General features: G+C 58.5%; 12 protein-coding genes and 1 pseudogene. 8 read left to right on the top strand and 5 right to left on the bottom strand.

Going from position 1 to position 14,024, the window contains the following annotated elements:
• Window positions 1-411 precede the first annotated feature (411 nt).
• Complete coding sequence (locus ABK249_RS20265) at window positions 412-1,068, bottom strand: TetR/AcrR family transcriptional regulator (protein ID WP_052182652.1); 657 nt, start codon at window positions 1,066-1,068, stop codon at window positions 412-414.
• Window positions 1,069-1,256: 188 nt separating this feature from the next.
• On the opposite strand from ABK249_RS20265, the gene ABK249_RS20260 reads away from it, so the two are divergent.
• The 8 genes and pseudogenes from ABK249_RS20260 to ABK249_RS20225 all read left to right on the top strand — a co-directional run bounded on the left by ABK249_RS20260 (window position 1,257) and on the right by ABK249_RS20225 (window position 9,922).
• Window positions 1,257-2,834 carry an ABC transporter substrate-binding protein gene (locus ABK249_RS20260; protein WP_037146490.1) on the top strand — a complete coding sequence of 526 codons (1,578 nt, stop codon included), beginning with the start codon at window positions 1,257-1,259 and terminating at the stop codon, window positions 2,832-2,834.
• A gap of 6 nt (window positions 2,835-2,840) precedes the next feature.
• A complete protein-coding gene (locus tag ABK249_RS20255; RefSeq protein WP_037146488.1) occupies window positions 2,841-3,773 on the top strand; it encodes an ABC transporter permease in 933 nt (310 codons plus the stop codon).
• Window positions 3,770-4,642 carry an ABC transporter permease gene (locus tag ABK249_RS20250; RefSeq protein ID WP_200883912.1) on the top strand — a complete coding sequence of 291 codons (873 nt, stop codon included), beginning with the start codon at window positions 3,770-3,772 and terminating at the stop codon, window positions 4,640-4,642. Before ABK249_RS20255 ends, ABK249_RS20250 begins: the two co-directional genes overlap by 4 nt.
• 3 nt (window positions 4,643-4,645) lie before the next feature.
• Window positions 4,646-5,686, top strand: coding sequence for an ABC transporter ATP-binding protein (locus tag ABK249_RS20245; protein ID WP_348863741.1), 1,041 nt, complete (start codon window positions 4,646-4,648; stop codon window positions 5,684-5,686).
• Window positions 5,687-5,688: 2 nt separating this feature from the next.
• A complete protein-coding gene (locus tag ABK249_RS20240; protein ID WP_052182651.1) occupies window positions 5,689-6,708 on the top strand; it encodes an ABC transporter ATP-binding protein in 1,020 nt (339 codons plus the stop codon).
• 31 nt (window positions 6,709-6,739) lie between these two features.
• Window positions 6,740-8,125, top strand: coding sequence for a serine hydrolase domain-containing protein (locus ABK249_RS20235; protein ID WP_081952703.1), 1,386 nt, complete (start codon window positions 6,740-6,742; stop codon window positions 8,123-8,125).
• 78 nt (window positions 8,126-8,203) lie between these two features.
• A pseudogene (locus ABK249_RS20230) lies at window positions 8,204-8,389 on the top strand (amidohydrolase); the annotation flags it as partial.
• Between the two features lie 147 nt (window positions 8,390-8,536).
• A complete protein-coding gene (locus ABK249_RS20225; RefSeq protein ID WP_227703473.1) occupies window positions 8,537-9,922 on the top strand; it encodes a Fic family protein in 1,386 nt (461 codons plus the stop codon).
• Between the two features lie 69 nt (window positions 9,923-9,991).
• On the opposite strand, the gene ABK249_RS20220 is transcribed toward ABK249_RS20225, so the two are convergent.
• From ABK249_RS20220 to ABK249_RS20205, 4 genes are read right to left on the bottom strand one after another with little or no spacing between them, the layout of a single operon-like run.
• Window positions 9,992-11,074: an ABC transporter ATP-binding protein gene (locus ABK249_RS20220; protein WP_227703472.1), complete on the bottom strand. Its 1,083-nt coding sequence runs from the start codon at window positions 11,072-11,074 to the stop codon at window positions 9,992-9,994.
• Complete coding sequence (locus ABK249_RS20215; protein WP_348863739.1) at window positions 11,071-11,874, bottom strand: ABC transporter permease; 804 nt, start codon at window positions 11,872-11,874, stop codon at window positions 11,071-11,073. The genes ABK249_RS20220 and ABK249_RS20215 overlap by 4 nt, the downstream gene beginning before the upstream one ends.
• A gap of 12 nt (window positions 11,875-11,886) precedes the next feature.
• Window positions 11,887-12,768, bottom strand: a complete 882-nt coding sequence (locus ABK249_RS20210) for an ABC transporter permease (protein ID WP_348863738.1) — start codon at window positions 12,766-12,768, stop codon at window positions 11,887-11,889.
• 11 nt (window positions 12,769-12,779) lie between these two features.
• Complete coding sequence (locus ABK249_RS20205; protein WP_037146481.1) at window positions 12,780-13,814, bottom strand: ABC transporter substrate-binding protein; 1,035 nt, start codon at window positions 13,812-13,814, stop codon at window positions 12,780-12,782.
• Between the last annotated feature and the right edge of the window lie 210 nt (window positions 13,815-14,024).

Genomic DNA, 14,024 nt, shown 5'->3' with positions numbered 1-14,024 from the left:
CTCTAGCCTCAAGGTTGAAGCTCCTGACCGGCCGCCTCTCAGCGAAAAACCGAGGAAGGACGTGCGCGACGATCTGGCGAAGGGAACGGGTATTTGAGCCGGCATGGTTTACCCGGCGGCCATATGGACTGACTGATGGCGTCAATCCCAGTCCCTCCAACCTTCGCTTGAGCTTTTGCTAATCCGTTCTCTCGATGAGTTCGGTTTTCCGTTGCCTGGCGGATTCGCTTTCCGATCAGCTCCTTGCTGATTTGATCTAACCTGGCGAGGGTTCGGTTCCCTTCACAAGCGTCGCTCGGCCACAAAACAGCGGGTCAACAGCTCCTTCCCCATCCAGGAAAGAGCGCAGGCGGGGCCAAAGTCGCGCTGAGCCACAGTCTACAGGGATAATCCTAATCCAGCGGAGGGAGGTCAGTTGCTCGCCACCGGTGGATTGGCGGGCGCGGTGTCTCGGTCGTTATGTGGCCGTGCTTCGAAAGCTGGTTCGATCAGCGTGATCGTAAGCGTGATTTGTCGCTCTATGGCGATCGCCTCCTGGGTTTCCGTCAGGCGCCAATAACTCCATGTCGCATTCACCAGCGTATAGATGCTGATCCCGAGGTCAAACAACTCGTTCTCGCTCCAAGGGGAGCCTAGCCGCTTGAGCAACTGCACGTAATTGGATGCGAACAATTGCGAATGGGCACGAGCGATGCGCAGCAGGTCCTCGTAATAGTAGGAGGCGTCGACGATGGTCCGGTCAAGTCCGATGCCAAGCTGATAGCTCCATGTGTCGCGCAGGAGATCGGCAAGCTGCGTGCGCCAGGCTTTCCTTTCGATCTTCTGCGATCCTGCTTCGAGGAAACTTCGCACCTGCGCCAGCTTTTCCTCGTAGATCTCTGCGATGATCGCTTCCTTGTTGGGGAAGTAGTCGTAGATCGAACCGACCTTGACGCCGGCCCGTTCGGCAACCGCATTGGTGGTGATCGCACGGATGCCCCGGTCACGCATCACATCATGCGCTGCTTCCATGATGGTTGCCTTGATCTTGCGCGACCGCGCCTGAACCGGGCTTCTCTTCTCCGCCACGCCGTCATTTCCCGTTTATATGCCTTCTGGCCTGGCTTCTTTGCATATTTGGCAAGAAATTTGCACTGCAAAAAACATCCTCTTGCGCCTTTCAAAAATCCGAGTAAATATTCGGATTAGAGGGGCGTGAGGCTCTATATGATCAGGGGCACCACGGAAAACATTCCCTCATAAAAAAGGGGAATTTCATGCTGAATCGCCGTCAATTCACGCTTGCATCGGCCTCGGCCCTGGGTGCGCTGGCAATGGGCATTTCCCAACCGGCTTTCGCCCAGGCCGAAAAAGTGGCGCGTTTTCGCCTAACCATTGATCCCGAGGGCCTTTATAATGTGCAGAGCATCTCGCTCGTGGTCAGTGAGGTGCTCGGAAACTATCTGCTGGAATCGCTCGTCTACCTGGACGAGAAAGGACAAGCGAAGCCCTGGCTCGCTGAAAGCTGGGAGCCAAGCGCCGACGGCAAGGTCATCACCTTCAAGCTGAAGCCCGGCAAGGTCTTTCATGACGGCACGCCTTTCAACGCAGCGGCCGTAAAATTCCATTTCGACACCGTCATGGACCCGAAGAACGCATCACCGTCGCGGGCAATGATCAATCCTCTTCAGAAGGTTGAGACCTCGGACGACATGACCGTTGTCTTCACCTTCTCCAAGCCATTCGCGCCGTTCATCAATCTGCTCGGCTTGTCCTATTTCGGCTTCAACTCGCCAACGGCCGTCAAGGCAGCTGGTTCAGCCTACCCGCGTCATCCGGTTGGAACCGGTCCATTCAAATTCGGTAACTGGACGCCTGGCACCAGCATTGAGCTCGTCCGGAATGCCGAATTCAAGCAATACCGCCCTGACGCCAAGAATCAGGGACCGGCCTATCTCGATCGCATTGTGCTCAACGTGCTGGCCGAAGAGGGCGTCGTCACCTCCGCGCTGCAGACAGGCGAATTGCAGGCGGCCCTTTTGACGGCGGATGCCGTGCGCCCGCTCGAAGGCGACAAGCAGTTCAACATCATAAACGACCAGAACGCCAAGAACCTGATGTTCATGGAGTTCGACTACAAGAAGCCGCCTTTTGACGACAAAGCTTTCCGCGAGGCCGTGAGCTACGCAATCGATCGAGAGTCCGTGTTGGCCGCCGCGTTCGGCGGTAATGGTAAGATCGCGCTCGGCCCGCTGTCGCGCGGTATTCCGGGTTACGATGACACCGTCGCTCAAAAATACGGCACGCCCTACGACCCGGAAAAGGCCAAGGCACTCCTTGATGCAGCTGGCTGGAAGGTTTCTGGCGACATCCGCGCCAAGGGCAGCATGCAGGCCAAATTCACTGTGCGCAGCTATGCCAGCAGCACGACGGAACGCGCCCTTGCCGTCATCCAGGCAAATCTTGCAGATGTCGGCATCCAGGTCGATGTCGGCACCGCCGACTGGGGCACCTTCTATCCGGGGCTGCTGAAACCGGACTGGGACATGGACCTCAACCGTTGGACCTGGCCCGACCCAAGCGTCATGTCGCAACTGTTCCGCTCGCCGGGCCATCGCCAGCTCCTGCCGGCCAATCCCGCCATCGATCAGGCGCTCGATTCTGCCGATGCAGCGCTCGATCCGGCAAAGCGCTTCCAGTTCGTCAGCGATGGGCAAAAGGCAATCCTCGAGGACCGCTTGATCCTGCCGCTGCTGACCGACTGGCCGATAACGGTGGTCCGCAGTGAGCTCGAAGGCTATCGCCTCGACTTCCTCGGCCGGCTCTACGCTTCCGACCTGAAGATCACGGGGTAATCCGCAATGGCGCAGTACGTTGTCAGACGTCTGCTGCTCCTGGTACCGGTGGTGATCGGTATTTTGCTGATCACCTTCCTCATGAAGGCGCTGATCCCGACGGACGCGGTCACCGCGATGTATCAGGGGCAGTTGTCGGAAAAGGAAGCGGCCCAGGCAATCGCCACACTTCGGGCGAAATATCACCTCGACCTGCCGTGGTACCAGCAGTTCTTCATCTATGTCGGCGACCTCATGCAGGGCGATTTCGGCGAGTCCATCCGATTGCGCAAGCCGGTGATCGACGAGATCGGCTATCGCTATGTCAATACGATCCTGCTGACAGCGCTGTCGCTCGTGATCGCGCTGGTATTGGGATTGACGACGGGCATTCTCGCGGCCGCCCGCCGCAATACGTGGCTTGATGTGACGGCGACGACGGTGGGATTGTTCGGCATATCCATGCCGGCCTTCTTCTTCGGCCTGCTGCTGATCCTCGTCTTCTCGGTCTGGCTCAGGATCCTGCCCGTCGTACCACATGGCTGGATGGCGATCATCCTGCCGGCCTTCGCGCTCGGCATCATCGAGGCGGCTCCGCTCTCTCAAGTGGCGCGCAGCAATATGATCGACGTGATGCGGCGCGATTATATTCTGGCGGCACGAGCGCGCGGGCAAAGCGAGACGGCGCTGATCTTCCGCCATGCACTCCCCAATGCTTTGATCGTCGTGCTGACCGTCGTCGGCTTACAGATCGGCAATCTGCTCGGCGGTGCTTTCATCGTTGAGACGATCTTCTCCTGGCACGGCATCGGCGAACTGGCGGTGAATGCTATCCAATGGCGCGATTTCGCGCTCACCCAAGCGATCATCCTGATCAGCGCTGCCACCTATCTCATTATCAATCTCGTGGCCGACATTATGTATGCCTGGCTCGATCCGCGTGTGGAGCTCGTATCATGAGCACCGTCGTCCTCGAAGAACCGATTGTTGCGATCATACCACGCTGGCGGGTCATGGCTGGCAAATTGCTCCGCAACCGTGCGGCCGTTGTCGGTGGCTCGGTGGTGCTTGCGTTACTGCTGCTCGCCGCCTTTGCTGCTTGGATCGCGCCTTACGATCCATTCAAGATCAATCCCGTTCAACGCCTCAAACCACCAAGCTTTCAACATTGGTTTGGGACAGACGAGGTCGGCCGCGATCTTTTGAGCCGCATCATCTTTGGAACGCGCTATTTCCTCCTCATCTGTCTGATCACGGCATCGATCTCGGCAACCATTGGCACGTTGCTTGGACTTATCGCCGGCGCAGGTTCGGCGCTCACTGACAGCATCATCATGCGGATCATCGATATCCTGTTGGCGTTTCCTTACATTCTACTCGTGCTGGTGGTCGTTGCGATCCTTGGCCCGAGCCTTTGGACCGGCATGGCAGCCGTGGGTATTGCAGGCATTCCCGGCTATGCGCGGCTGGTGCGCAGCTCCGTGCTGACGGTGAAGCGTGAGGATTATGTGACGAGCGCAAGGGCGCTTGGGGCAAGTGACGCGGAAATCCTGTTCGGCACAGTCTTGCCGAATGTCATGTCGCCGCTCATCGTCTATCTCGCCTTCGCCACGCCGCTCTCGGCCCTGATCGCTTCTGCGCTCTCTTTCGCCGGGCTGGGCACCCAGCCGCCGGCACCTGAATGGGGCGCGATGCTCGTCAATTCGCGCACGTATCTGTTCTCCGCCTGGTGGGCGGTGGCAGCCCCCGGCATGGCCCTGTTCATCTCGATCTTCGGCATGAACATTCTGGGCAACGGGCTGCGTGACGTCCTTGATCCGCGGAGCTGAGTTATGACAGCAGGAATCAGATCTCCTCATACATTGCTCGATATCAAGGGGCTGAAGACGCAATTCGGTTCCGGACGCAACCCCGTCAACGCCGTCCAAGGCATCGATCTAAAGATCGGCGCCGGCGAGATCCTTGGCCTCGTCGGAGAATCCGGTTCCGGCAAATCCGTGCTGGCGCTTTCCATCCTCAGGCTCATACAATCTCCGGGCCGTATCATCGGCGGCAGTATTCTGTTCGACGGCAAAGATGTGCTTGCCATGTCCAACCGTGAACTGTCCGGTTGGCGAGGCCGCGACATCGGCATCATCTTTCAGCAGCCGCAAAGTTGTCTCAATTCGGTAAGGCGCATCGGCTGGCAGGTCGCAGAGCCTCTGCGCCAACAGGAGAAATTGAGCCGAAAGGCCGCCTGGGACAAAGCCGTGACGCTCTTGCACTCCGTTGGCATTCCAGCACCAGAGGAAAAAGCACTCGCCTATCCGCATCAGCTTTCCGGCGGTCAGGCGCAGCGTGTGATGATCGCTGTCGCGCTCGCGCTGAGGCCTCGGCTGCTGATCGCCGACGAGCCGACAACGGCACTCGATGTCACCATCCAGGCCCAGATCCTCGAGCTTTTGCGTGACAGCTGTCGTGATTTCGGCACCTCGTTGATGCTCGTCACCCATGACCTCGGCGTCGTCGCTCGCCTCGCCGACCGTGTCGCTGTTATGTATGCCGGCCGCATCGTTGAGGAGGGACCGGTGGCTCCGATGCTTACGGCGCCCAGTCATCCCTATGCCCGCGGCCTGCTTGATGCTGCGCCACGGCTAGGCCAGATGGGCGGCCTGCGGCTAAGAGATATCCCTGGCAGCATACCGGATCTTAGCCAGCCGATGCCGGGTTGCGCCTTTGCCCCCCGCTGCGAGCTCCGCGCAAACCTTGGGCTTTCAGCTTGTCTCGGCGAGCTGCCGCCCTTCATCCCGATCTCCGAACACCATTCTGCCCGCTGCTGGGCTCTGCCCAAGGCGGACGGGATATATTCGACCCCGATGACGATGGGAGCCTGATCATGAGCCTGCCTCCACTTCTCGATGTCAACGGATTGCATGTTCGGTACCCCATCCGTAAGGGCCTGTTTGGCGGTGTCGTCGGCCATGTCAGCGCGGTCGATGGCGTCAGCCTGACCCTCAACCGCGGTGAAACGTTGGGACTGGTCGGGGAGTCCGGTTGTGGTAAGTCGACGCTTGGCCGCACTGTCATCGCCCTGCAGAGACCCAGCGCCGGCAATGTGCGGTTCCGCAATCAGGACCTCTTCGCGCTTAGCTCGGCCGAACTGAAGCAGCAGCGCCGCTTTGCTCAACTGATCTTCCAAAACCCACGCGCATGCTTCGACCCGCGCAGGACGGTCGGCTCGTCCGTGCGCATGGGGCTCGATATTCAGGAATTGCTCGACCCCAGCGAACGCGAAGAAGCCGTGGCCGGGATCTTCAGAAAGGTGGGATTGAGACCCGAACATCGGTTCCGTTATCCACACGAGCTATCCGGCGGCCAGTTGCAGCGCATCGGCATTGCTCGCGCGCTGATCCTCAAACCGAGCCTGATCGTTTGCGACGAGCCAGTATCCGCACTCGACGTTTCCGTGCAGGCACAGATCCTCAACCTGCTCAGCGACCTCAAGGCGGAATTCGAACTGGCGCTCCTATTCGTCTCGCACAATCTCGCAGTCGTTGAATATATCGCCGACCGAGTGGCGGTCATGTATTACGGCCGCATCGTTGAAATCGCACCCACTCACGCACTGTTTTCCAGTCCACGCCATCCCTACACGCGTGCTCTGCTCGCCGCGGTACCCACCATGGATATCGCCCGGCGCGACGACCCGGTGCCACGGCTCGGCGACCCTCCGGATCCCGCCAATCTGCCGACGGGCTGTCGCTTCCGCAATCGATGCCCATTGGCCTTCGCCCGTTGCGCCGAAGCGGAACCTTCACTGGTGACGGCAAAAGATGGCCATGGCGTCGCCTGCTGGGCTGCTGAAAGTGCTTCAATCGATGCGGGGCCCATGACGGCCGCGGCATCGAACGGTTAATCGAATACACATAAGGATGGGGAGTAAACTCATGACGGAATGGTTGGATGCAGCGCTCGCCTACGTCGAGCGCTGGATGGGTTTCCAGATGCAGCTGACGGAACAGCCCGGCTGTGTTGTGGCGGTCGCGAAGAAGAGCGAGCTCGTTTTCAGCCGCGCATTAGGGACGGCCGATCTGAGGACCGGCAAAGCACTGACGCCAGAACATCGTTTTCGCGTGGCTTCGCATTCCAAAACCTTCACCGCCACTGGCATCATGAAGCTCCAGGAAGCGGGCAAGCTGCATCTCGACGACAAGATCGGCAAATATGTCCCGGGTCTCGATGCCACGGTGGCTGAAACCACTATTGCGCAATTGCTTTCTCACGCAGCCGGCATCATGCGCGACGGGCGCCGTTCCTCCCATTGGCAAGTCACTGCTCCCTTCTTCGACGATCCGGCGCTGCGCGAAGAATTGGCATTGCCGCTGGTGATCGACGCCAATACCCGCTTCAAGTATTCCAATCTCGGTTTTGGCCTGCTCGGCTTCGCGATCGAAGCAATAACCGGCGAACCCTATATCGGCTGGATCTCCCGCGAAGTCGTTGCGGCCTCAGGCCTGGAGCAGACGACACCGGACATGCCGGTCGCGCCGGGTGCGCCGCTCGCCTTCGGCCATAGCGGTCGTCTGCCCTTTGGTCGCGGCGTGATCAACGGGCACCAGCCGACCTTCGCGCTTGCTGCCGCCACGGGTTTCGTGAGTACCGCAGGTGATCTTGCTCGCTTTTTTGCAAGCCTTGATCCGGCGGCGGAGACAAGCATCCTTTCGCCCGCCAGCCGGCGCGAAATGACGCGGCGGCATTGGCAGGTGCCGCATAGTTGCGAACCACGCTACTATGGCTTGGGCACGATGCTGATGGAAGCCAGCGGCCATGCCTTGATCGGCCACGGCGGCTCCTTTCCCGGTTTCATCAGCCGGTCGGCGACAATCCCGGACTGGGGTATCAGTCTCTCAGTCGTCACCAATTCCATTGATGGTCCGGCAAATGCCTGGCTTGAAGGCATCGTCTCGATCATGGACCGTTTCAGCAAGCATGGCGCCCCGGCGGAGCGCGTTGCAGATTGGGCCAGCCGATGGTGGTCGCTTTGGACCGCTATCGACCTCGTGCCGATGGGGGACAAGGTTTTCATTGCCAATCCCGGCGCCCCTAAACCGTTCACTGATGAGGCTGAACTCGAAATCACCGGCGCGGCCGAAGGAAGAATCGTACTTGCCAACGGGTTCGGCAGTCACGGCGAGCCGGTGAGACTTGGTTTCGATGCGACCGGCAGACCGGACCACCTTTTTCTTGGCGGCGGCGATTGGTCGTCTGATCCGCGACACCTGTCTATCTCTTATGACGGACTGGCCTCAGGTCCGAAATCCACGGCAGCCTGAAGCCGCAATCCCTCTTCAGCCGGTGCTGCACATGCGGCGTCGGCTCGCTACCATCTTTCGCCATCAAGGTTTTCGAACATGCCCGTTATTGAGCGCATCGCTGCTTACGCCCGCGAACTGACCGCCATCCGCCATGATCGTCATCAATATCCGGAAATCGGCTTTGAAGAGGTCCGCACGTCCGGCATTGTCGCCGAACTGCTCGGCAGCTGGGGCATCGATGTTCATCGCGACATCGGCAAAATCAGCATAGTAGGTTTTATGGCGCATATTCTGTCTATGCGCCACATTTCGACCCATATGCGCCATTTAATGGCGTATAGGTTTGATAGTGGCGCTTATATGTGGCTTAATGGCGTATATCCGCAGTTAGATGGCGCATAAAAGTCTATACGCCATCAAGGAGTTAAAATGGCCAAGCCATTGCCAGAGGAGGAGTTGAAGGCAATCGAAGCCATAGTTCGCGCCCAATCGGGCGGTGTTACGCTTGGCCAAATTACAGCGGCGCTTACGGTGAACATTCCGACCCGCACCCTTCAGCGGCACCTTGCGTTCCTAGTTGAGAATGGCCGTCTCCTCCGAGAAGGGGAGCGCCGCTGGACGAAATACTATCCGCCTGCGGAAGCTCGAGGCGAGGCTGCACCCGCTGCTGCCGAAGAAGCGGTGATCCCCTTGTCCGGAGGTGGAAAAGAAGTGCTGGCGTACGTCCGCCAGCCTGTCGAACGCCGCAATCCAGTCGGTTACGACAGGGCGTTTCTGGATTCATACAGGCCGAATGTCAGCACATATCTGGATGAGCGTGAACGAGCACATCTTCAAAGAGTCGGCACAGCTGAAACCGGGGAACAACCGGCCGGCACACACGCCAAACTAATCCTGAACCGGCTGCTGATAGACCTGTCATGGAATTCGAGCCGACTTGAAGGCAACACCTATTCGTTGCTCGATACCAAGCGGCTGATTGACTTCGGTGAGGAAGCCGAAGGAAAAGAGCGTCTCGAAGCTCAGATGATCCTCAACCATAAGGATGCTATCGAGTTCTTGGTGGGTACTGCCGAAGAAATCGGCTTCAACCGCTATACGATTCTCAATCTTCACGCGATGCTGGCCAACAACCTGCTCGCCGATGAAGGTGCAGCAGGACGGCTACGCCATATCAGTGTAGGCATCGAACGGTCGGCATTTCATCCGCTCGAAAATCCTGCCGTTATCGAAGAATGTTTCGATCAGATACTCGCAACTGCGGCGGCCATCACGAACCCCTTCGAGCAGGCGTTCTTCGTGATGGTGCAGCTACCTTACCTTCAGCCTTTCGACGATGTGAACAAGCGGGTTTTGCGGCTTGCTGCGAATATACCGCTCATCAAGCGCAACCTATCGCCGCTTTCGTTTACCGATGTACAGCGCCAGACATACACCGATGCTATACTTGGCGTGTACGAAATGAATCGAATCGACCTGCTCAAAGACATGTTCATATGGGCGTATGAGCGTTCGGCAGCGCGCTATGCTGCGGTGCGTCAATCCCTCGGTGAGCCAGATCCGTTCCGCTTGCGCTATCGAGATGCGTTGCGAACCATAGTAGGCGAGATCGTGCGCAACGGTATGAATCGCAAAGCAGCTGTCGCCCATATTGGCTCGTCGGTAACGAAAAACATCGAAGAACCTGACCGCGAGCGGTTTCGGGAGATGGCGGAACGGGAAATTCTCAGCTTGCACGAAGGCAATTTCGCGCGCTACCGCATCCGGCCCTCCGAATTCGCGGCATGGCAGGAAATTTGGGCGGCGGTCCGTTGAAAGGGCAGATTTGGAAGCTAACTGATCCGCTACGCCCTACAAGCGAATCCTCCCATGGACTGTCTTTATTCACTCGTTAAGCAGGCGGATCGCCGCAGGTGCGATGGAAATGCTGACGTGATTGCCCGTCTTGAGTTGATCACTGCGGCTGGAGCGAACCAGGGCTTTGATCGTGATATCGCGATCGACAGTAACCCATAGGTCCAGGTGCGCGCCGAGATTGACGATCTTGGAAATAGTCCCGTCCAAGACGTTGGCACCTTCGGCAGAAGCCTCAGCGCCAATGATCCTGACGTCCTCGGGGCGAATGCAGCAAAATCTCGCCGCCGGTGGGCCGGCTTGATCGCTTCCGACAGCCAGCGAGATATTGCTGTGGTTGATCGTGATCTCCCGCTGATCTCCCGTCGCAGGCACGGCAGACACGGGGAGAATGTTGGATTTTCCGATGAAATCAGCCACAAAGCTGGTGCGGGGCGCATTATAGATATTCTCCGGCTTGTCTTCTTGCGCGATCACGCCGCCTGACATCACGACCACGCGGTCCGACATCGCCATGGCCTCTTCCTGGTCATGGGTGACGTAAACGAACGTCATTGCGAGCTGTTGCTGGATTTCCTTGAGCTCGACCCGCATGGCCTCCCGCAGTTTGAGGTCGAGATTGGAAAGCGGCTCGTCAAGAAGGAGCACCGACGGTCGCGGCGCGATCGCACGGGCGAGCGCCGTGCGCTGCTGTTGTCCGCCGGACAACTCCTTAGGATAACGCGCTTCGAAACCCTCCAGATGAACGCTTTTGAGTGCCGTATTCACAGTCTGGTCGATTTCGGCGCGGGGGGCGCCTTTCATCTTGAGGCCAAAGGCGACATTCTCGGCAACCGTCATATGGGGGAAGAGCGCATAGTTTTGAAAGACCAGCCCGATGTTGCGCTTCTCGGGTGGTACGCCTGCCTGGTTCCTGCCCCTGATCCGGATCTCTCCTCCTGTCGGCTCTTGAAACCCGGCAATCATGTTGAGGGTCGTCGTCTTGCCGCAGCCCGATGGCCCGAGCAGGCTGACGAACTCGCCCTTCGGAATGGACAGGCTGATGTCGCCGACGACGAGGGCGTTGCCGTAGGTCTTGCGGACAGAGATCAGTTCGATGTCGATATCGCTCATTTGCTTCCACCGTGGATCTGTGCGGAAAAGCCGCCCAGTTTTTCGAAGAGGAATATGGTTGTCAGGATGAAGATCAGGGACGCCACATTGACGGCGGCCAGAACCGGGTCGAGGCTGTATTCCATGTAGTTGATGACCGTGATCGGCAAAGTTGTCTGCCCGGGCCGCACGAGGAAGACCGACAGCGGAATGTTGTTGAAGGAAATGATGAATGCAAAGGTCATGCCGGAGAAAAGGCCGGGCTTAATAAGCGGCAGCAGGATGTGGCGGACGCGCTGCCATTTGCTGGCGCCCAGAATCTGCGCCGCCCGATCGAGGTTCTTGTCGAAATTGTAAATGGACGTCGCGATCATTCTCGCCGCAAACGGAAGCGTCAGGACGATGTGCCCGGCAATCAGTCCCGGAGTTCCGAGGAGCGTGTAGAGACCGGCGGAAGACAGGAAGAGTACGATCGCCACGCCCTTGACGATTTGCGGTACGGCAAGCGGCGACAGGAGAAAGGCCATGATCGCCTCGCTGCCGGGGCATTTTTCGTATGCGACCGCATAGGCTCCCAGTGCGCCGAGCACACCGCTGACCAGCGAAACGATGACCGCGATCTTGACGCTGAGGATGAACGGGTCGAGCCATTTCGATGCCCACAGCGCGGCGTACCAATTCATGGTCCAGTCGGCCGGCGAAAAGGTCACCATGGACGAGGGGCTCAGCGATGCCGCCACCACGACGAGCAGAGGCAGCGTGATGAAGGCCAGGATGAGGCAGAGCGAAATCCAAAACAGGCCGAAAAGCAGACGGTTCATGGTGCCGGCCTCCTAGACGTTTAGTTTCTTATGGAGGCGGGTCTCCACCCGGCCGCCAGCAAAGGTGATTGCGAGCATCAGAACCAAAAGCACGATCGCCATGACCGCCGCCATGGGCCAGTTGATGTAAAACATGATCTGCTCGGAGATCATCGTCGCCAAAACCTTGAAGCGGGCGCCGCCCAGCAGGGCAGGGGTCGCATAGGCGCTCGCCGCCATGGTGAAGGAGATCAGGAGGGAGCTGACGATGCCCGGTATGGACAGCGGCAGCAGGATGTGACGGATGACCGAAAGGCGCGATGCCCCCAGAATTTGTGCCGCTTTTTGGATATTCGGATCGATGCCCTGAATGCTCGTGAGAAGAGCCAGAATACCGAAAGGAAGAACAACATGGGTGAGCCCCACGACGACGCCGAAAAGGTTCTTCGCCAGGGGAAGCGGTGAGGAAACGAGACCGAGCCAGATGAGGGCGTCGTTGACGAAACCCCTGTCTTCCAAGATGATCAGCCAGCCATAGGTTCGCAGCACCACGCCGGCCAGTTCCGGTGCGATCGCCAACGCGAAGACGATGGCTCTCCAGCGCGATGTCGATCGCGCCAGAAAATAGGCAACCGGGTAGGCCATCACCGTCACACAGATCGCCACGAGCCCTGACATCAGCATCGTGCGGAAAAGGCCGGCGATGATCAGTCCGTCGGTGAGGAAGCGCTGATAGCTTCCGAGGCTGAATTGGGCGGTCTTCGGATCCTGGTAGCTGATGCCGATCATCATGCCGATCGGCACGGCAAAGAAGAGCAGCAGCACGGCGAATGGTGGGAAAAGCGGAACATATCCGCGCAATGCGAACCTGCGGAGTGCCGGCGCCGCAGGTGAATCCGTTGCAACTATCGTCATCAGGCTTGCTTTCAGTTCGCAGCGTGAACGACTTCCCGTTCCCAGCGGTCACCCCATTCCGGAAGCTTGGCGGCCATGATGGAAAGGTCGGGCAGGAGAAGCTTGTCCAGATCCTCTTCGGTGGTGATCTGTTTGGCACGTACGGCATCCGGCACATCGATGTCGCTGCGCGCGCTGCCCACTTTGTAGCCCGTCACCCAGGCTTCCTGGCTGGATTTTTCGAGAAAGAAATTGACGAATTTCATTGCGGCCTCCTTGTTCTGGGTTCCCACCGGAACGTTGAGCGTCGCAATAAGCGGAATTGTCCCCTCGGCCGGCTTGATATAGTCGACCGGCATGCCGGTATCGACGAGCAATTGCGCGCGGCCGTTCCAGAAGGGCATCGCCCATACTTGACCGTCCTTGACGTAGGTCTCCATCACGGCTGAGGACTGCTCGAAACCGACCGACTGTTTCGCAAGCTGCGCCATCGCCTTGAAGCCGGGATCGACGTTGTTCAACAGGTCCCCGCCATTCTTGACGGACAGGACCTGCATGAGGTTTGCCGCCATGATGTTCTGGAACGTCGGCAGGATGACTTTCCCCTTGAGCTCGCTGTCGAACAGGGCGGCCCACGAGCTTGGCGCGGCCTTCAGCTTGTCGGTCCGCCAGAGAAGGGACATGTACTGCAGTTCATGAACCGCACCGCATTCGCCGGCGATCTTGTTGATGGCCGGGCTCAGTTTTTCAAGATTGGGGACTGTCGCGGAGGTGAATTTTTCCAGCAGGCCGTCCTTGCAGCCATCAAGCGATTGAGATGCTGTCATGACGACGACGTCGAAACCTGGCCGACCGTTGGTCGCCTTGATCTTCGCGTAGTCCTGAGAGGACGAGCCTACCGGGTCGTAAACGACGCTGATACCGGTCTTGTCTTCGAACGGCTTGATGATCCGCTCCATAATAATAGCTTCATAGGGTCCGCCATAGCTATTAACGATCAGCTGCTCGCAATGGCCGACCGTGACTGTCGTCAACAATGCCGCCGCGGTGATTGTGGGTGTTTTCATGATTTTTCCCAGTTCCTGTTGGTTCCCGGGATGAATGTCGCGCGTCATCGCGCAGTTCGTCCAATTGAATTTGCATCCGATTTATAAACATCGCCAATCAATAAATGCCAAAGACCTATCAATGGCGATTGCCTGAATGTCGCCGAGCAGGAGGGCCATCATCGTTGTCGAGCAATTTTCCTGGCCGGTTAGACGATGCAGCCATGGTTC

The sequence above is a fragment of the Neorhizobium phenanthreniclasticum genome (assembly GCF_040066075.1).
GTDB lineage: Bacteria > Pseudomonadota > Alphaproteobacteria > Rhizobiales > Rhizobiaceae > Neorhizobium > Neorhizobium petrolearium.
The sequence above is the reverse complement of the archived record's forward strand: the minus strand, read 5'-3'. Positions and strand labels throughout refer to the sequence as shown.

Excerpts from the sequence above, each read along its gene's own strand:
- ABK249_RS20260 (WP_037146490.1), top strand. The coding sequence starts at position 1,257 with ATGCTGAATCGCCGTCAATTCACGCTTGCATCGGCCTCGGCCCTGGGT.
- ABK249_RS20255 (WP_037146488.1), top strand. The coding sequence starts at position 2,841 with ATGGCGCAGTACGTTGTCAGACGTCTGCTGCTCCTGGTACCGGTGGTG.
- ABK249_RS20250 (WP_200883912.1), top strand. The coding sequence starts at position 3,770 with ATGAGCACCGTCGTCCTCGAAGAACCGATTGTTGCGATCATACCACGC.
- ABK249_RS20245 (WP_348863741.1), top strand. The coding sequence starts at position 4,646 with ATGACAGCAGGAATCAGATCTCCTCATACATTGCTCGATATCAAGGGG.
- ABK249_RS20240 (WP_052182651.1), top strand. The coding sequence starts at position 5,689 with ATGAGCCTGCCTCCACTTCTCGATGTCAACGGATTGCATGTTCGGTAC.
- ABK249_RS20235 (WP_081952703.1), top strand. The coding sequence starts at position 6,740 with ATGACGGAATGGTTGGATGCAGCGCTCGCCTACGTCGAGCGCTGGATG.
- ABK249_RS20225 (WP_227703473.1), top strand. The coding sequence starts at position 8,537 with ATGGCCAAGCCATTGCCAGAGGAGGAGTTGAAGGCAATCGAAGCCATA.
- ABK249_RS20220 (WP_227703472.1), bottom strand. The coding sequence starts at position 11,074 with ATGAGCGATATCGACATCGAACTGATCTCTGTCCGCAAGACCTACGGC.
- ABK249_RS20215 (WP_348863739.1), bottom strand. The coding sequence starts at position 11,874 with ATGAACCGTCTGCTTTTCGGCCTGTTTTGGATTTCGCTCTGCCTCATC.
- ABK249_RS20210 (WP_348863738.1), bottom strand. The coding sequence starts at position 12,768 with ATGACGATAGTTGCAACGGATTCACCTGCGGCGCCGGCACTCCGCAGG.
- ABK249_RS20205 (WP_037146481.1), bottom strand. The coding sequence starts at position 13,814 with ATGAAAACACCCACAATCACCGCGGCGGCATTGTTGACGACAGTCACG.